Origin of the sequence: Reinekea marina, from assembly GCF_030409715.1 — a bacterium.
GTDB classification, from domain to species: Bacteria; Pseudomonadota; Gammaproteobacteria; order Pseudomonadales; family Natronospirillaceae; genus Reinekea; species Reinekea marina.
Genome location: NZ_JAUFQI010000001.1, coordinates 1342553 through 1360519, shown reverse-complemented (window position 1 = coordinate 1360519; position 17967 = coordinate 1342553). Strand labels below are relative to the sequence as shown.

15 protein-coding genes are annotated in these 17967 nt (G+C 43.8%); 7 read left to right on the top strand and 8 right to left on the bottom strand.

Going from position 1 to position 17967, the window contains the following annotated elements; genetic code table 11:
* Nucleotides 1-39 precede the first annotated feature (39 nt).
* Entirely contained in the window at nucleotides 40-1059 is a 1020-nt protein-coding gene (locus tag QWZ13_RS07080; protein ID WP_290281140.1) for a TRAP transporter substrate-binding protein, read from the bottom strand.
* 456 nt (nucleotides 1060-1515) lie between these two features.
* The gene (locus QWZ13_RS07075) at nucleotides 1516-2400 is read right to left on the bottom strand and encodes a LysR family transcriptional regulator (protein WP_290281139.1); all 885 of its coding nucleotides are present in this window, start codon (nucleotides 2398-2400) and stop codon (nucleotides 1516-1518) included.
* Between the two features lie 97 nt (nucleotides 2401-2497).
* Here QWZ13_RS07075 and QWZ13_RS07070 point away from each other — a divergent pair, with 97 nt between their 5' ends.
* Together QWZ13_RS07070 and QWZ13_RS07065 are read left to right on the top strand one after the other, a co-directional pair.
* The gene (locus QWZ13_RS07070; RefSeq protein WP_290281138.1) at nucleotides 2498-3601 is read left to right on the top strand and encodes an NAD(P)/FAD-dependent oxidoreductase; all 1104 of its coding nucleotides are present in this window, start codon (nucleotides 2498-2500) and stop codon (nucleotides 3599-3601) included.
* 73 nt (nucleotides 3602-3674) lie between these two features.
* Nucleotides 3675-3854 (top strand): hypothetical protein, encoded by a 180-nt coding sequence (locus QWZ13_RS07065; protein WP_290281137.1) that lies wholly within the window; start codon nucleotides 3675-3677, stop codon nucleotides 3852-3854.
* A gap of 105 nt (nucleotides 3855-3959) precedes the next feature.
* On the opposite strand, the gene QWZ13_RS07060 is transcribed toward QWZ13_RS07065, so the two are convergent.
* From QWZ13_RS07060 to QWZ13_RS07050, 3 genes are read right to left on the bottom strand one after another with little or no spacing between them, the layout of a single operon-like run.
* Nucleotides 3960-4553, bottom strand: coding sequence for a single-stranded DNA-binding protein (locus tag QWZ13_RS07060; RefSeq protein ID WP_290281136.1), 594 nt, complete (start codon nucleotides 4551-4553; stop codon nucleotides 3960-3962).
* A gap of 40 nt (nucleotides 4554-4593) precedes the next feature.
* Nucleotides 4594-5772: an MFS transporter gene (locus QWZ13_RS07055; protein ID WP_290281135.1), complete on the bottom strand. Its 1179-nt coding sequence runs from the start codon at nucleotides 5770-5772 to the stop codon at nucleotides 4594-4596.
* Nucleotides 5773-5820: 48 nt separating this feature from the next.
* The gene (locus tag QWZ13_RS07050; RefSeq protein ID WP_290281134.1) at nucleotides 5821-6084 is read right to left on the bottom strand and encodes a hypothetical protein; all 264 of its coding nucleotides are present in this window, start codon (nucleotides 6082-6084) and stop codon (nucleotides 5821-5823) included.
* Here QWZ13_RS07050 and uvrA point away from each other — a divergent pair.
* Nucleotides 6053-8881: an excinuclease ABC subunit UvrA gene (gene uvrA, locus QWZ13_RS07045; RefSeq protein ID WP_290281133.1), complete on the top strand. Its 2829-nt coding sequence runs from the start codon at nucleotides 6053-6055 to the stop codon at nucleotides 8879-8881. The genes QWZ13_RS07050 and uvrA overlap by 32 nt on opposite strands.
* Nucleotides 8882-8911: 30 nt before the next feature.
* On the opposite strand, the gene QWZ13_RS07040 is transcribed toward uvrA, so the two are convergent.
* A complete protein-coding gene (locus QWZ13_RS07040) occupies nucleotides 8912-10180 on the bottom strand; it encodes a cyclic di-GMP phosphodiesterase (RefSeq protein WP_290281132.1) in 1269 nt (422 codons plus the stop codon).
* 56 nt (nucleotides 10181-10236) lie between these two features.
* On the bottom strand, nucleotides 10237-11094 hold the full coding sequence (trxA, locus tag QWZ13_RS07035) for a thioredoxin (protein WP_290281131.1): 858 nt from the start codon (nucleotides 11092-11094) through the stop codon (nucleotides 10237-10239).
* A gap of 100 nt (nucleotides 11095-11194) precedes the next feature.
* On the opposite strand from trxA, the gene QWZ13_RS07030 reads away from it, so the two are divergent.
* A complete protein-coding gene (locus tag QWZ13_RS07030) occupies nucleotides 11195-14158 on the top strand; it encodes an insulinase family protein (RefSeq protein WP_290281130.1) in 2964 nt (987 codons plus the stop codon).
* Nucleotides 14159-14197: 39 nt separating this feature from the next.
* On the opposite strand, the gene QWZ13_RS07025 is transcribed toward QWZ13_RS07030, so the two are convergent.
* Nucleotides 14198-15187, bottom strand: coding sequence for a sensor histidine kinase (locus tag QWZ13_RS07025; protein ID WP_290281129.1), 990 nt, complete (start codon nucleotides 15185-15187; stop codon nucleotides 14198-14200).
* Between the two features lie 118 nt (nucleotides 15188-15305).
* Here QWZ13_RS07025 and QWZ13_RS07020 point away from each other — a divergent pair, with 118 nt between their 5' ends.
* The 3 genes from QWZ13_RS07020 to deoA are packed head-to-tail and all read left to right on the top strand — an operon-like array spanning nucleotide 15306 to nucleotide 17939.
* Nucleotides 15306-15770 carry a chemotaxis protein CheX gene (locus tag QWZ13_RS07020; RefSeq protein WP_290283302.1) on the top strand — a complete coding sequence of 155 codons (465 nt, stop codon included), beginning with the start codon at nucleotides 15306-15308 and terminating at the stop codon, nucleotides 15768-15770.
* Between the two features lie 59 nt (nucleotides 15771-15829).
* Nucleotides 15830-16600, top strand: a complete 771-nt coding sequence (deoC, locus tag QWZ13_RS07015; RefSeq protein WP_290283301.1) for a deoxyribose-phosphate aldolase — start codon at nucleotides 15830-15832, stop codon at nucleotides 16598-16600.
* Between the two features lie 10 nt (nucleotides 16601-16610).
* Nucleotides 16611-17939, top strand: coding sequence for a thymidine phosphorylase (gene deoA / locus QWZ13_RS07010; protein WP_290281128.1), 1329 nt, complete (start codon nucleotides 16611-16613; stop codon nucleotides 17937-17939).
* Nucleotides 17940-17967 lie beyond the last annotated feature (28 nt).

Sequence of the window (17967 nt, the reverse complement as noted above, 5' to 3'; positions counted from 1 at the left end):
AGCATTGCGCTCTCCTTTAAACTAAGACTCTAGAAATAATTAGAGCAGACCCGAAGTTTCCATATACTCAATTAGCACCTTGTAGGCTTTTTCAGCGCTCGGAGATGCTTTAGCAGCTTTTTCCCACTCAGTCTTTGCAATAGCACGGAATTTCATTCGCTCCTCTGCAGACCAGTCATGAATAGTAATGCTCGGGTTTGCACGCGCTTCTGAAACAGCAACGGCATCGGCCATTTTTAATTCATTTGTAATGTTGTAAGAGAAATCTCGCGATGCAACTTTTAAAATCTCACGCAAATCTTCAGGCAGCTTGTTCCACTTTTTGCTACTCATTGATATATCAATCAAAGGTAATGAGTGAAAGCCTGGGTAAACTGGATGCTGAGCTACATCATGCATGCCTTGTGCATGGTTGGTTGAGAATACGGTGTAATCCGCAGCGTCAATAACCCCCTTACTTAATCCAGTAAAGACTTCTGAGCCTGGTAAATTAACAGGTGATGCTCCTGCTGCTGCAAATACCTTTTGCACCATGCCTTCAGGTGCGCGCATTTTTAATCCTTTAAGGTCGGCAACGCCATTAAGCGGTACTTTAGAAACAAAAGCTTCTAAACCCGTTGTAGAAGCGGCAATAAATTGAACGCCGTAGGGTGCATACAACTCTTCCATTAGTTCGTTACCGCCGCCAAAATTCATAAACTGAAGCAGCTGTGTCGTATCTGACCATGCCCCCACAGTTCCTCCTAACAACGCAAAAGCTGGGTCTTTACCCGCGAAGTAGCTAGTCGACGTAATGTGGCCATCTAGGATACCCAGCTTCATCGCGTCCATCGTTTCGGTGTGTTTAACAACGGCACCCGTTGGCAATAGATCAATATCGATACGGCCGCCCGACATTTTTTCCACTCGGTCGGCCCAATCTTGCTGAAGTTCAAAATTCTTCACGCCCGCAGGGTCTGAAGATTGGAACTTAAATTTAAAGTCTGCACTGAAAACGGTTGAAGACATTAATCCAGCGGCTACGAGGGTGACTATCGCTTTGGAAGTAAATTTTTTCATCACGAAAACCTTAAGTTAATTGATTGTTATTGTTGTTTCATCGAACGGGAAGCTTACTTAAATTCTAGCATGTTACCCGTAACGCAAAAACCATGTTACGGGTAACAATTGAATTTTTCAATACTTTCAGAGTGATTTTTAACTAGTGGGATCCTTAACGCCGTTTGAAGAAAACGGCCAAACTCGGTTTATTGTACTTTTAAAATGAGCAAAGATTAGCTCGAAGAGTCTTTCAGCTTAAAAAACTACAGTTTACCTGGAGGCTATTGGCTCAGAGGTTTGGAATATGAACTTACAAACAAAAAACCTCGTAGATCGAGGCTTTTAAAAATTAACAATTGTTATTAACTTAAATTATTATCACTGATATCACACAGCCGCCACATGCTAAAGTATCAGGTGGCGGGGATGATTACATTTGTAGAATGCCGACGCCCAGTAACGAAGGCAGTCCGGTTATTCAATGCGTTTAGCCATTGCTTTACGTAATAGTTCATGTTGCTCTAACTTTGCTAAGAGAAATTCCCAAAAGGCCCTAATTTTTGCAGAATTACGCATTTCTTTGTGCGTCAACAACCAAAGCTCCACACCAAACCGTTCAGGCAAGGTATAGATTTCATTTAACGCGTTATCACCATTCGTTGGTAACAACGCCACGCCCAAACCGGCCTCGGCGAAGCCTTGACCCTCGTCTATACCATTGCACAAAATAGCCTTTGGGCATTCCTGAAACGCACTGTCGTACCACCGCAGTGATGGCGTACTTGCCGTTTGGTATCCGATCAAGGGTAGCCGTTTGATTTCTTCTAAAGACATCAGCCGACCTTCATAATATTCATCGTGAACGAACAAAGACCAATTCGTTCTGCCTAGGCATCTTCCGACCAGATTATCGGGTGCTTTATTCGTACCGCGAATGGCAATGTCTGCTTCTCGCCTCTCCAAATCGAGCTGCACGTTGCTTTGGATGACTTCAAATTGAATCTGTGGGTACAGCGTTCGAAATTCCTTCAAAACAGACGGTAAAAACGTGTTGGCCGCCTGAAGAGGCACGGTAATCCGAATGAGCCCTTTCAATTCAGTTTTTTGCCCAGAGACAATCTCGTCAATAGCATCCATGCTGTCGGAAACGTTTTTGGCATGCCGAATTACCTGTTCACCAATATCGGTTAAGCGGTAGCCCTGACGATCGCTAACGAATAGCTGGGCACCAATGCCCTTTTCTAACGCTTGTATTCTCCGCCAAACGGTCGTGTGACTTACTTTCATAGCCTCGGCGGCTTCCTGTAATTTTCCAAACTCCGCTATTGCCAGAATAAATCGTATATCGTTCCAATTCATAATTATTTCATATTTGCAAATAAACTTTGCAAAGTTAACTATTTATTTGCAGAACAGCAAGAGTAAACTGCTAAACATAACTAATAGGAGTTTTAACATGATTCATACAGATACCCTTATCATCGGTGGTGGCTTTTCTGGTGCTAAAGTGGCGCAGAAATTAGCCGCAGCAGGCATTAATACGCTCATGCTGGACCGGAAAGATTACTTCGAAGTGACCTACGCAACATTACGGAACGTCACAGCACCTGAATTACTCCCTAAAAGCCCCCGTAAACGTTACACCGATTTTCTGGCCGGAAAATTTATCCACAGTGGTGTTTCCGAGATGAATCAACACCAAGTCATTCTTGAAAACGGCGAAACTATTACCTTTCGACAAGCAATCATCGCCACGGGCTCCCGCTATGAAACGATGCCGATGGTCAAAAGTAATAACAGCCTCGTGCTGGAAATGAGAAATCAGGAACAAATAAAAACACGACAAGATATTCAGGCCGCAAAAGATATTCTTATTCTAGGCGGAGGCGTTGTCGGTGTAGAGCTTGCAGGCGAAATAGCAGCGGCCTTTCCAGAGAAAACTGTCACGCTAGCACATAGCCAATCAACTCTTTTAGACACCTTTAAACCTAAGGCACAGAAACTTGCATTTAAGCAATTAGAAGCACTCGGTGTAAAAATTGAGACGAACCGACTGTATCGAGCCGAAGGTGATCGGTACCAAGACGCCAACACTGGTCACACCATAACGGCTGACTTGGTATTTTCGGCTATCGGAACTCAACCAAACTCCGAATTTCTTAAACCACATTTATCGGCCGCACTAAACAAACAAGGCTACGTAAAAGTAGACGCCTATTTTCAAGTTGAAGGCTACGATAACCTTTATTCACTTGGGGATATTGCGAATACCGGAAGCCCAAAACTAGGTTACGTAGCGGGTATGCAGGCGGACTTGCTGGTTAAAAATATCCTTGCTACAAAAGCCGGGAAAAAGGCTCAACCCTATAAACCTATGACAAAAATGATGGCCCTAGTGCCCACCGGACCTAATACAGGTTTAGTGCAACTGCCATTTGGTGTGACTAAAGCAAAATTCATGGTTAACATGAAACAACGAGACCTGTTTATTGAAAAAACATTCGATGGCTTAGACGCTCAGCCTGATGATGAGGGTTCATTCAATGCGCAGAAAGCGTAATTATTGACCAGATTTATTTAAGCAATCAATTATTTGTAATAACCGTCGTAAAAAACGATTTATGAATATTTTTGTGATTGCAGGAGTGAGAGTGCACTTTTGTAGGAAAGTTTTGGTTTCCTATTTACTGAGCCTTTTTGGTGTAGCTCTCAACGAGCAGGCATTCTGCTCAAGATACTTCTCACTCTTATCTGCATTAAATTCAGCAACGTCCCTGCAACTCTCAACATCCATATTTATAACCCCTAAATAAAGCATCTATCTTACTAGAAGCCATTTTGCCTTTCTTCAGGCATTAAAAAGCCCTTAACTAAAGGGCTTTAGAATTGGGCTTTAGGCGATAAAGCTCAGTGGAATGCTAGAACGGAATATCATCATCAAAGTCGTCAAAGCCACCGGCTGGCGGTGCTGGCTGGCTTGGTGCTTGTGCTGGGGCTTGCTGTGGTTGCTGGTACCCGCCACCTTGTTGCGGTGCGCCAAATCCGCTTTGTTGCTGTGGTGCAGCTTGCTGAGGCTTAGGCTGGTTGTAACCGCCTTGCTGTTGTGGTTGCTGGTAGCCACCTTGTGCAGGTGCCGCTTGACCAAAGCCACCGCCTTGTTGCTGGTTGTCGCTACGGCCGCCAATGAACTGCATTTCGTTGCCGACGATTTCAGTTGAATAACGATCTTGACCGTTTTGATCTTGCCACTTACGGGTTTGTAATCGGCCTTCGATATATACCTGTGAGCCTTTTGACAAATATTGCGAAGCGATTTCGGCGGTACGCCCAAACAATACAATGCGGTGCCATTCTGTCACATCGGTACGGTTACCTTGGTCATCGGCGCGGCCTAACTCGTTAGTGGCCACGTTTAAATTCACAATTTGAGTGCCTGAAGCAGTTGTACGCACTTCTGGATCTTGGCCTAAGCGGCCCAAAATAATTACTTTATTTACTGTACCTTTCGCCATAACGAATTCCTATCGATATCAATTCTTTCTAAAATGAGTGTTAAGCCGGCTTTGATTGTGGCGAACTCTTAAGAACGAGTAGCATAACACTCCATAGAATATTCGCTACTACACCCAGTATTGCAATGCCTAAAAAACCAGCCAATGTATAAACATAACCACCTGCGATGCCACCTATTGCCGCACCTAAAAATTGTGAGGTTGCAAACACGCCCATGGCGGTGCCTCGCACACCGGGCTCTACTCGCCGGCTCAACAATGAAGGCAGTGTAGCCTCTACAAAGTTAAACCCCACAAAAAACAACCAAAGTGCGAAAGCGCTGAACCATAGCCCGCTATAACTGGCTAAAGACCCAAGCGCGACAACCATGAATGCGGCAGCCATTTTCAAATAAGGCAGCTGGGCTTGCCTTTTCTCAGCAAACATCATCATGGGCGCCATGCCTATAAACGCCAATACCATTACGGGTCCATACACCCAACCCAGTTGTTCCGAGGCTAAGCCACGCTCGACTAATATTAGTGGCAACCCAACAAAGACCGACGTCATCGTGACATGCAAAAGAAATATCCCAGTGCTCAGCACTCCGACAAATGGGTTTTTGATGACGGTGCCGATTAAACTGGTTTTTACCTGCCGCTCTTCATGAACACGAGCGTCTGGCACGGGTGGTAACTTTGCAACAATGAGCATACTGACTAGCGCTAACCCAGCCGTAAACCAAAATAGACCGGACAACCCCGAAAACCCACTGATAATGGGACCTAAAACCACAGCAACCACAAAGCTTGCACCAATCACAGCCCCTACAATGGCCATCGACTTTGAGCGTTCTTCTTCTCGCGTGTAATCAGCTAACATTGCTAGCACGACACTTGAGATAGCTCCAGAGCCTTGCAGCGCCCGACCAACGATCATGCCGAACACATTGTTGCTAAAGGCACATAATAAACTGCCGATTAAAAATAACACCAAACCAAAATAAATCAGCGGCTTACGACCATAACGGTCAGACAGGCTACCAAAGGGTATTTGCAATAAGGCTTGCGTAACCCCGTAAATACCTAATGCCACTCCTAACAATAAAGGTGTCGCTTCCGACAATTCTTGCCCATAGAGCGTTAATACCGGCAACACCATGAACAAACCCAACATACGAGAGGCGTACAACATTGCCAAACCCGATAGGGCTTTGCGTTCTAGACTATTCAGCGCCATGAGCTTTGGGGCTTCCTCAATTACTGTTTATTTCGGTCGCGAATTCTATCAGAGACTTGCGATAAAGTAATAAAAAACACTAGATAACTGGTTGTTCATACAGTATATTTGCATTGCCTTTCGAATTTCACGCACTCGAAATGCAGATCCAACAGAGTAATCCAATCCGACTCCCCAGCCGTATTGGTCTATTCTGATGCGGAGGGTAAAACCTCCGCTGGATCTTCTTAGAAAATTATGTTTTCTTTGCTCCCTTGCATCATTCATTATCGAGGTTCTAATGGGCACAATTTCCGTCCAAGGCGCACGCACTCATAACTTAAAAGACATCACTATTGACATTCCTCGCGATAAACTCGTGGTTATTACCGGTTTATCAGGTTCCGGAAAGTCTTCACTTGCGTTCGATACACTATATGCCGAAGGGCAGCGTCGCTATGTAGAATCTTTATCTACCTATGCTCGCCAATTCTTATCCATGATGGAAAAGCCAGATGTTGACCACATCGAAGGTCTGTCTCCTGCCATTTCAATTGAACAAAAGACAACCAGCCACAACCCTCGCTCTACCGTTGGTACTACAACTGAAATTTACGATTACTTACGCCTTTTATTTGCCAGAGTGGGCGTTCCGCGCTGCCCAGAACATGGCGAAGCATTAGAAGCACAAACGGTTAGCCAAATGGTCGATCAAGTCGTCGCGCTCCCTGAAGGCAGCAAATTAATGCTGTTAGCACCGTTGATCCGTGATCGCAAAGGTGAGCATTTACATGTATTTAACGAGTTAAAAGCGCAAGGTTTTGTACGTGTACGTTTAGATGGCACTGTAATGGACCTAGACGAAGTTCCTGAGCTCGATAAACGTAAAAAGCACACCATTGAAGCCGTTGTCGATCGCTTCAAAGTGCGAGATGACATAAACCTACGCTTAGCCGAATCGTTTGAAACTTGCCTTGCATTAACAGGAGGCATTGCCCAGATTACTTGGATGGATGGCGATGGTGAAGACATGGTGTTTTCAAGCAAATTCGCTTGCCCTGTCTGTGGTTACTCTATTACCGAGTTAGAGCCAAGAATGTTTTCATTCAACAACCCGGCCGGTGCTTGTGGCGAATGCGATGGTTTAGGGTTAAAGCAATTTTTTGATTTAGACAAAGTAATCAGAGACCCAAAGCTGACCTTAGCCGAAGGTGCCATTATGGGCTGGGATCGCCGGTCCGTTTATTATTTTAGTCAGCTCACCTCGCTCGCTAAACATTATAAAGTCGATATTGAAAAACCCTTTGGCAAGCTGCCGAAAAAATTTCAAAAGACCGTGCTCGAAGGCAGCGGTGATGTTGAAATTGAATTTAACTATGTGAACAGCCGAGGGTCGGTGTATAACCGTCGCCATCCTTTTGAAGGCGTAGTACCAAATATAGAGCGGCGCTACCGCGAAACAGACAGTAACGCGGTACGTGAAGAGTTCTCTAAACTAATGGCCGAGCAAGCCTGCCCGAGTTGCCATGGTAGCCGCCTGAAGGAAAGCTCGCGCAATGTCTTTATTGAAGGCATTACGTTACCTGAAGTTACCCGTATGTCGATAGCCGATGCCGTCGCCTACTACAATAAGTTAAAGCTACAGGGCGCACGTGCACAAATTGCCGATAAAATTTTAAAAGAAATTATTCAACGGCTCACCTTTTTAGAAAACGTCGGTTTAGACTATTTATCACTCGATCGAAGCGCCGATACTTTATCGGGCGGTGAAACTCAACGAATTCGCTTAGCCAGCCAGATTGGTGCAGGCTTAGTTGGCGTAATGTACATTTTAGATGAGCCATCTATTGGTTTGCATCAGCGTGATAATGATCGTCTCTTAAAAACACTGACCAATTTACGCGACATGGGCAACACAGTCATTGTGGTTGAACACGATGAAGACGCCATTATGACAGCCGATTACGTATTAGACATTGGCCCAGGCGCAGGTGTTCATGGTGGCCAAGTCATTGCCGCTGGCACACCGAAGCAGGTCATGAAAAACAAAAATTCCATCACCGGGCAATACCTTAGCGGCAAGAAAAAAATTGATGTTCCAAAGCAACGATTACCGATAGATCCAGATAAGCAATTGGTTATTAAAGGGGCTTCGGGCAACAACCTGAATGATGTGACATTAGAAATACCGGTTGGCTTATTCACTTGTATTACAGGTGTTTCAGGGTCAGGGAAATCAACTCTAATAAACCGCACACTTTACCCGCTAGCCGCGACCGAATTGAATAACGCAACCACCTTAACGGCTGCACCCTATAAATCGGTTCAAGGGTTAGACCACTTCGACAAAGTCGTAGATATTGATCAAAGCCCGATTGGACGTACTCCCCGCTCCAACCCAGCAACCTATACGGGAATTTTTACCGCAGTACGTGATTTATTTGCCGCAACACAAGAAGCACGCTCACGCGGTTATGCTCCGGGGCGCTTTAGTTTTAATGTCAAAGGTGGCCGTTGTGAAGCTTGCCAAGGCGATGGCTTAATTAAAGTTGAAATGCACTTTCTAGCCGATATATACGTGGCATGTGATGTTTGCCAAAGTAAACGCTATAACCGCGAAACTCTAGAGGTACGTTATAAAGGCAAAAACATTCATGAAGTGCTCGATATGACGATTGAAGACGCCTCTGAATTTTTTGAAGCTATTCCTGCGCTATCTCGTAAATTACAAACATTGATGGACGTTGGTTTGTCTTATGTAAAACTGGGCCAAAGCGCCACTACGCTTTCTGGTGGTGAGGCACAGCGAGTTAAACTAGCACGCGAGCTATCAAAACGAGACACTGGCAGTACCTTATATATTTTAGATGAACCTACCACTGGCTTGCACTTCCAAGACATTAAGTTACTGCTCGATGTATTACATCGACTTCGTGATAACGGAAATACCGTGGTCGTTATTGAGCACAACTTAGATGTCGTTAAAACGGCCGACTGGGTTGTCGATTTAGGGCCAGAAGGTGGCGTAAAAGGCGGTAACATTGTAGCAGCTGGAACGCCAGAGCATATTGCAAAAGATAAGGCATCGGCTACAGGTAAGTACTTAAAGCCGCTACTCGAAAAAGGCTAAGTAGCTTTAAAAATCGGTGAGCGGTTACGCTTACCGATTGTAAAGTGCAAATTCCTTTTTAATATAAGACTTCACATCAAACCCAAAAGAACCGTTCGCCAATTCTTTTAAAATGGTAAACCCTTCAGGGTTTTTACTCGCCAAATTTACTACTCGTTCAAATGGTGTCGGCTGTTTTTTCTCATCACTGACTATTAGAATTTTACTGCTAGAAGGGTCTAGTTCATTTGCCCCAATCACCACGGCTACCTCACCAGATTTAAGCTCTACTAAGCAACCCACTGGGTATACGCCGATGCACTTTACAAACTCTTTTGTCAGTGCTTCGTCAAACTGAGTACCCATATTTTTTAATAAAATATCGAGCGCAAACTCAGATGATTTAGGGGTTCCGTACACTCGGTCACTGGTCATCGCATCGTACGCATCTACGATAGAAACCAACTTAGCGTAATATGGAATGGTATCTCCGTCTAAACCTCTTGGATAACCTTTTCCATCGATGCGCTCATGATGAGAGTGCGCTACTTCTACTGCATGCCGATGGTTACCTCCCATCGACATTAATATGTTACGCCCAAAAGTTGTGTGCTGGGCCATCATCCTGGCTTCACCCGCATTGAATCGATCGGGCTTGTTGAGCACTTCAATAGGAATCTTTGATTTGCCTACGTCGTGTAACAAACCACACAGTGCCACTGTTTTAATCTCGAAATCGAGTAACCCTAAATGCCTAGCAAAGGTTGCACACAATATACACACATTCATACTGTGCTCAGCCGTGTAGTTATCTTTACTTTTTATTTGACTTAAAAACCGCAACGCGTCTTTATTGGATAACACGCTGTCAACAATCTCTTCGACAGCCTGGCGGCATTCGTCCATGTTAATGTTTCGGCTGAATCGCAGGCCATCTATCACGGTATTGGCCATAGACCTTGCCGAATCAAAGGTAACTCGAGCAGAGTCAACGGCCTTTTCGAATGGCACCTGATCTTTATAGGCAACAGGAATATCGGTTACTGGCCCATCAACACCTGGTCTACGTGTTTTTCCGTTTCTGTTTTTGGGTTTCGCCGCCAACATACGTTTAAAGGCTTCTACTTCTTCCATCTTTACTTGCACAAATACTTGTTCACATTGGGCTTGCAGCTGATAGATTTCTTCTTGGGATTTAATGATAAACCCTTGAAGTAAGAAGTTTGTTTCTTTCCAAGGGCGATCCAGGCTAACAATATTCATTCCAATTTCTAAATCTGAGACTGAGATTGGAACATCATGATATTGAAGGTGCTTCATACGTGTAGAACCTCAAAGCGGCTGCTTGGTATTTGAACAGTAAAAGATGAATATACTCAGTATAGCAAAGTAAATAATTTTCGCTGGTAACGTGCGGCTAACGCATCTCCCGCTGGTAATCCACTGATCACATCTAAGAATATTTTCTTAGCGCCGCCGTCAAGGTAGTTTATATCCGCCTTTAATACGTCTAACAACAACTCTAACGCTTCTTCAACCCGTTCGACCTGACTGTATTGAACGCCCAGCTCATATTTGAGCTCGGTGTTTTCTGGGTCTGTTTCCAGCTTAGCTTGTAATTCGCGTAATTCAGGGGTGTCAGCGGCCTCTTTCATCAATTCAATTTTGGCCATAATTGGCTCATAACTTGGATGAAGTTTTTGCTCTAAACTAGCTTCAGATAAAACAGCTTCAGCTTCTGACCAGCGTTTCAAAGATACATAACATTCCGCAATCAGAATGGCGACCTCGAAAACTTCCTCACTTAATGTATAAGCTTCTAACAGCAGAGGCAGAGCCTTCTGGAAATCCTGCTGTTCCATCAGCTGCTGGGCTGCTTGCGCTTTTAATTGCCATTCACTGGGTAAAAAAGGCGCTATCTTTTCACGGATAACACTTTCTGGCTCGGCACCTTGAAACGCATCAACGGGCTGTCCATCTTTAATGAGTGCTACGGTTGGTAAGCTTTGAACGCCAAAATTTGCTGTTATTGCCTGTTGTTCATCGGCATTTACTTTAGCTAACAGCAGCTGGCCATCGTATTCTGCCGCCAATTTTTCAAGAATGGGTCCTAAAGCTTTGCAAGGTGCACACCAGTCTGCCCAGAAATCAAGCAACACAAGTCTCTGCTTAGATTCTTCAAACATAATGTGTTGGAAATTTTCCTGCGTTACGTCTACAACGTGACTCTGCATGTGACCTCACCCTCATTTAAATTCAAAAGACCCTATTATGCGGCTAAATCGGTAAATCTCCAATTATTCCGACTAGCGCTCTAGAGCTGGCCTCGTTAAAATGACTCTTTTATTCTCCGACGATTCAGTCTGGATTATTTTTAAGGGGTTTCTAATGAAAAAAGGCGTTCTTATCGCCCTCAGCGTGCTGATTGTGGTTGTGTTAGTCGTCACCGGTATTTGGTGGCTTAAGCCGAAGGAAACAGGGGAAAACCCCTCAAACATCATTGTTAGCGATGCTGAAACTCGCCACTTTAAAGCATTGACGTTAAAAAATGGTCTTAAAGTTGTTTTAGTATCAGACCCCAGCGCCGAAAAAGCGGCCGCTGCGATGAACGTATTTGTCGGCTCATGGGCAAACCCTAAAGACAAGCAGGGCCTAGCTCACTTTTTAGAACACATGTTATTTCTCGGTACCGAAAAATACCCCGAAGCCGATGCCTACCAACAATTTATTGAAAAGAACGGTGGCAGCGACAATGCCTATACCAGTTCGGAAAACACTCTGTACCATTTTGATATTAACGCGCCGGCATTACCTGAAGCACTCGACCGCTTTGCACAATTTTTTATTGCACCATTATTTGACCCTGTTTACTCCGACAGAGAAAGAAATGCTGTTCACTCAGAATATAGCGCGAGCCTACAAAATGACGGCCGACGCATTGAAGATGCTATCCGCGAAGTGGTCAACCCGAATCATCCTGCTGCCATGCTCAGCGTTGGTACATTAGATACATTAGCAACTGATAACATGAGTGACAGGCTGAAACAATTTTACAAAGAGCATTATGTTTCCTCGCGTATGGCTTTAGCGATTTACGCGCCACAATCGATGGATCAACTTGAAACCTGGGTAACGGAAAATTTTAGCGGCATTCGAGACATAGACAGTAATGCCCCGATTTATGATCAAGCCCTTCTTTCTCCCAGCCAGTTGCCGTTGTTACTAGAGGTTGAACCCCGCAGTGAACTTCGCCAACTAAACTTTAGATTTCCAATAGAAGGCACCGCCAAATCGATAGCAAACCGACCAGAAAACTACGTTGCCCACCTGCTTGGGCATGAATCAACTGGGTCTTTATTATCTGAGTTGAAGAGCAAGGGATGGGCAGAGCAACTTTCCGCCGGCTCTTACGGATTAACGGAATCAAATACTACCTTTAACGTAACTATTGATCTCACTCCCGAAGGTGTTGAAAACTGGGAGGCTATTGGTGAGCTATTATTTGCTCAAATAGAGCTAATATCTAACCAGGGTATTCAGCAATGGATATTTGATGAACAACAACAAATCAATGAAATTGGGTTCCAATTTTCTGAAAAAGTTTCAGCTGGCCAAACTGCAACCGTGCTTGCGGAGCGTTTACGTTACTACCCAATGGAAAAATTACTTTCAGGTCCATTTCGCATGGAAAGCTTTAATCCCGATCAAATTAAAGCCGTATTAAAAAAGCTCAAACCTGATAATGCATTGATTGTGCTGACGCATCCAAGCGCAAAGACTACAAAGTTGAGTCAATATTACCAAACCCCCTATGGCGTTAGTGACCTACCGGGCAATTTACTCGCTAATTGGCGTTCACCCACGCTAGAGACCAACTTAGCGTTACCTACACCTAACCCATTTATACCATCTCAATTAACGGTTTATCCGTTAGAGCATGAAGAATCTGGTTTGTTTTCAGCCAACCCGCAGCGAGTAATTACAGAAGAGAATATCACCGTTTGGTTTGAACAAGATGATAAGTTTAAAACACCCAAGGTGGATGTTCACATTCTGCTCGAAACCGATTTCGCTAACCAGTCAGCGTTAAATAGTTCAGCAACATCACTATACTTAATGCTCATCAATGATGCGCTTAATGAAGTTCGCTATGAAGCGAGTTTGGCAGGTTCCGGGTATGGCATTAGCTTAGTGGATAATGGCCTCCTTATTCGCCTGTATGGTTATCAAGATAAACTTCAACTGCTGCTCGACACCCTTTTATTAGAACTTGCGGAGCATGAAATTAATGCAGATCGTTTGGCGGTAAAACGCGAAGAATTTTTACGTAATTTAAGAAATGCAGATGAAGAACCCGTGATTAGCCAAGTGGTGCGGCGATTTAACGAATGGCTAATCAGCAATACATTTTCTGTTGAGGCAAAGCTCGAAGCCGTGCAACAACTTACTAAAGCTCAGCTGGAAGAATCACGCGTTCAATGGTTAACATCAAGCAAACTCAATGTGCTCATTCACGGCAATTTAGTTAAAGACGATGCTATTCGTTGGACGAATCGAATTAACTCTATCATCCCACAACAGGGTTCCGCCAACGTCAGCCGGCAGTTAGCAAAGATACCTACCCGTACCTTTGTCGATTCTATATTTATAGATCACTCTGACTCAGCTTTTTTACAATATTACCAAGGTGAAAACGCCTCTCTTAGAGAGCGAGCATTATATGCGCTACTAGCTGATATGATCAGCGCGCCCTATTTTACCGAACTAAGAACAAAAGAGCAGCTTGGTTATATTGTTATGGCACGACCCTATCCGCTTGATGGTCATCCTGGCATGGTGTTATATATCCAATCACCAAGTACAGACCCTGCTCTGTTGCAGCTTTACTCAGATCGTTTCTTAAGCCGTTACCGGCAAACACTGCAATCGTTGAGTGATGAAGAATTTAATATTTTTAAAGAAGGTTTAAAAACTAATTTGCTCGAAGACGATAAGAACTTATATCAGTTAAGCAGTCGTTATTGGAATAACATTCAAGATGAAAACTACAACTTTAACAGCTACCGTCGCATAGCCCACGAAGTTGATCAGATCAGCTTAGATGGATTTAAACGATTCTATGAGAATCGTGTATTGGCGGACAACGTACGTAGTTTATCACTGCACCAAATAGGAAAAGATATGAAAGCAGATTACAAAGACCATATGGAAAGTATTGTCGGCTTGTATCCTTTAGAAAAACCTAAGCAGTGGCCAGAAGATGTTTCTTGGGTTACACCGACCTTTAACAATCAATAATAGACAGCAATAAAAAACGGCGCATTATGCGCCGTTTTTTTACTCATAATTTTGTTCAAAAGGATTTCTAGGAATAATTATTAACACCTCTGTACCTTGATCAGATGCGTTAATATCTAATTGCCCATTAAGTAGCTGCGCCATGCGCCGAGCAACCACAAACGTAAGGCCAGGGCCAACATCTTGTCCATTTTCTAGAATAGCCACATATTCCGTTAATACTCGCTTTAATTGCTCTTCAGAAAGTACGCGCCCATCTATTGCAAATGTTATCCGTAAAGCATCGCCAATATCTGCATCCAAATAGCCAATTAAATGCACCGTAAGTTTTGTATCGTGGTTCATTCTGATCAGTGCGCGTGCTACCCGCGATAATAAATTTTCTAACCAGAGTTCATCGGCCATTATAGGCATATGATCTTCTGGGTTATCTAACTTCACGGAAACTTTATGGCCTTTGCCAAATGCATTCCAATCGTCAACCAATGGACCTATTTGCTCAATAAAATTCATTTCATGGAGTTGTGGAATTTCAGATTTCAACTCTAATTTCGCTAAAGATTTTAAATCAAAAGCATACTGTTTCATCCCTTTCGCTCGAAACTCTACTTGTTGATTTAAATCATCACTTGACTGATGAGAAATTTCTATCAACTCATCCATGGCATGATCCAAGGCATTCGCCATGTTTTGCAAGGCGTGATCCTTTTCTTGGGTTGAATTTAAAACAATGCGTCTCAATTCACCTGATTTTTTTGAATCATACTCGTAACGATCAATTTTCAACCGAGCTTCTTGCACTTGCCGCTTAGTAGCACTATGGGCTTTATTTGTTTCAGCTAACTCGATTTGGGACTGATTCAAAGTTGCCAAGCTCGCGCCAACAGATACAACTAATAGGGACAGTATCGTGACTAGCTTCCACACCTCAACTTGGTTATAAAACAGCCAGATTGAAACTAAACCTAAAGCCAGCCAAGCCACCAACATAATTACTAAAAATTGCTTCAAACGAGATGCTTTTGTCACTCGTACACTCTCCAGAAAAAAGAGCAATAATTGCTCAATCAAAAAAAATATAAATATAAAGCTGCATTCTGCCAGATATCTACTAACTTTAGCAGTAGTATATAAATTCGTGAGTATTATGGACGTTAAATTAATTAACCCATTTGTAGAAGCCCTTTTAGAAGTGACTGAAAGTATGGCTCAACTGACGGGTGAAATAGGTAAGCCATCAATTAAGGTCGGAGACGATGCTCAAGGGGTTGTTAGCGGCTATATTTTATTAAATAGTTCAAGTAACAATGGGTCTTTATCAATCACCTTTACTGAAGACGTTCTTTTGGATATCTACCAAAAAATGCTCGGGGAGCCATTAGAGCAATTAGATGATTCGGCTTACGACTTAGTCGGAGAAATCACCAACATGGTATGTGGCGGTGCAAAACGCCGACTTAGTGAGCAAGGGCTTGAATTCGACTTAGCCACACCCAGTATTATAAAAGGCGAAGGGCATAAAGTAGAGCATTTAGACAATAAACCCGTTGTTGTTTTACCGTTTACATTTGAAAAGGGTGAAATTTTCATCGAAGTCTGCTTGAACCGTTGAGTTCAGGGTCATTTAAGCCTAGAATAAGCCTTATTTATTTGACCAAACGGACAACAATAATGACTCAGCTTCAAGAATCTGCCCGCAAAGCCTTATCCCTAATGGATCTTACTTCGCTTAACGACAACGATACCGATGCCGTTATTGAAGCTTTATGCCAACAAGCGAAAACACCTGAAGGGCACCCAGCTGCAGTCTGCGTTTATCCGAAATTTATAAAAACGGCTAAATCACAGCTAACGGCCTTAGAATTAGATCAAGTTAAAATTGCGACTGTTACCAACTTCCCGGATGGTAGCGACAATATCGAGCGCGCCGTAAATGAAACAATTCAAGCCGTTAAAGATGGTGCCGATGAAGTCGATGTTGTTTTCCCTTACCGCGCATTAATAGCAGGGAACACCGAAGTAGGCTATGAGTTAGTTAAGCAATGTAAAGCCGCCTGTGGCGACGCTGTTCAGTTAAAAGTCATCATTGAATCAGGTGAACTTAAAACAGATGCATTGATTAAAAGTGCATCTGAAATTTCAATTAATGCCGGTGCTGACTTCATTAAAACCAGTACTGGTAAAGTAGCCGTTAATGCCACCTTAGAAGCGGCTAGCATTATGATTCAAGCCATCAAAGACAGCCAAAAGCCGGTCGGATTTAAAGCCGCTGGCGGTGTACGAAGCGCTGAAGACGCAGCTGAGTACCTAAATTTAGCGGCTTCAATCATGGGAGATGCTTGGGCTACCACTCAAACATTCCGTTTTGGTGCCAGTAGCCTACTGGGCAGCCTATTAGAAACTCTCGGCCATCAATCATCATCTAGCAAAAGCGGCTACTAATAAATTATTTATGAGGCAAGGCATGTATTTACCCCAAGAAATTATTCGTCGGAAACGCAACAATGAAATTCTAACCACAGAAGAAATCCAGTGGTTTGTAAAAGGCATTCACGACGAAAGCGTGACCGAAGGCCAAATTGGTGCGTTTGCAATGGCCGTTTACTTTAAAGGCATGAACATTGAAGAGCGTATTGCGCTAACTCTAGCCATGCGTGATTCTGGTCACGTTCTAGATTGGTCAGATTTTAATGGACCTATCGTCGATAAGCACAGTACTGGCGGTGTCGGTGATGTTGTGAGTTTAATGCTTGGCCCGATGGTTGCTGCCGTTGGTGGCTACGTTCCAATGATTTCAGGTCGAGGTTTAGGGCATACAGGCGGTACATTAGACAAGTTTGAAAGTATTCCAGGATACGACCCCTACCCTAACAACGATCGTTTTAGAGACATCGTTCGTGATGTAGGTGTAGCCATTATTGGTCAAACCGGCAATCTCGCCCCAGCCGACAAGCGCTTCTACGGTATTCGAGACGTGACCGCTACGGTAGAGAGTATCGATTTAATCACGGCGTCTATCCTTTCGAAAAAGCTCGCAGCAGGCTTAGATGCACTGGTGATGGATGTGAAAGTAGGCGACGGTGCCTTTATGCCAAGCTACGAAGACAGTAAAGCCTTAGCGCAGAGCATTGTAAAAGTCGCCAACGGCGCTGGCACACAAACGACCGCCTTATTAACGGACATGAACCAAGTATTAGCACGTTCAGCGGGCAATGCTGTAGAAGTGCGCGAAGCTGTACGTTACTTATCAGGTGCCTATCGCGATCAGGCATTACATGAAGTCACCATGGCTTTATGTGGAGAAATGGTCGTCAGTGCAAAATTAGCGACTAATCTAGAGCAAGCGCATGAAAAGCTACAGGCAGCGCTCGATAGCGGCAAAGCTTTAGAAGTATTTTCAAAAATGGTCGGTGCTTTAGGTGGTCCAAACGATTTTGTTGAAAAAATGGAATCTTACTTGCCACATGCACCACTCAAGCTAACCTTAACAGCTCCGCAAGCAGGCTACATTAGCTCCATTAAAACGCGCGAACTAGGGTTGGCGGTTGTTCAATTAGGCGGCGGTCGTTCTCGTGCGGATCAAAAAGTTGATCATGCTGTTGGATTAGACAATATTGTTAAAATTGGCGAGCAAGTAGCACAAGGTGACCCGTTATTAGAGGTGCATGTTCGTGATCAAGCCCAGTACGACAGTGTAAAAGAACGATTATTGTCGTCATTTACCGTCTCTGACCAAAAACCAGACGCATTACAGTCTGTATATGAAACTGTGACTGGTTAACCTCGTCATTTTTTAAGCGCAAGGCACT

Bases quoted from the DNA above. Each gene is read 5' to 3' on its own strand.
- QWZ13_RS07080 (WP_290281140.1), bottom strand. From the start codon at position 1,059: ATGAAAAAATTTACTTCCAAAGCGATAGTCACCCTCGTAGCCGCTGGA.
- QWZ13_RS07075 (WP_290281139.1), bottom strand. From the start codon at position 2,400: ATGAATTGGAACGATATACGATTTATTCTGGCAATAGCGGAGTTTGGA.
- QWZ13_RS07070 (WP_290281138.1), top strand. From the start codon at position 2,498: ATGATTCATACAGATACCCTTATCATCGGTGGTGGCTTTTCTGGTGCT.
- QWZ13_RS07060 (WP_290281136.1), bottom strand. From the start codon at position 4,553: ATGGCGAAAGGTACAGTAAATAAAGTAATTATTTTGGGCCGCTTAGGC.
- QWZ13_RS07055 (WP_290281135.1), bottom strand. From the start codon at position 5,772: ATGGCGCTGAATAGTCTAGAACGCAAAGCCCTATCGGGTTTGGCAATG.
- uvrA (WP_290281133.1), top strand. From the start codon at position 6,053: ATGGGCACAATTTCCGTCCAAGGCGCACGCACTCATAACTTAAAAGAC.
- QWZ13_RS07040 (WP_290281132.1), bottom strand. From the start codon at position 10,180: ATGAAGCACCTTCAATATCATGATGTTCCAATCTCAGTCTCAGATTTA.
- trxA (WP_290281131.1), bottom strand. From the start codon at position 11,094: ATGCAGAGTCACGTTGTAGACGTAACGCAGGAAAATTTCCAACACATT.
- QWZ13_RS07030 (WP_290281130.1), top strand. From the start codon at position 11,195: ATGACTCTTTTATTCTCCGACGATTCAGTCTGGATTATTTTTAAGGGG.
- QWZ13_RS07020 (WP_290283302.1), top strand. From the start codon at position 15,306: ATGGACGTTAAATTAATTAACCCATTTGTAGAAGCCCTTTTAGAAGTG.
- deoC (WP_290283301.1), top strand. From the start codon at position 15,830: ATGACTCAGCTTCAAGAATCTGCCCGCAAAGCCTTATCCCTAATGGAT.
- deoA (WP_290281128.1), top strand. From the start codon at position 16,611: ATGAGGCAAGGCATGTATTTACCCCAAGAAATTATTCGTCGGAAACGC.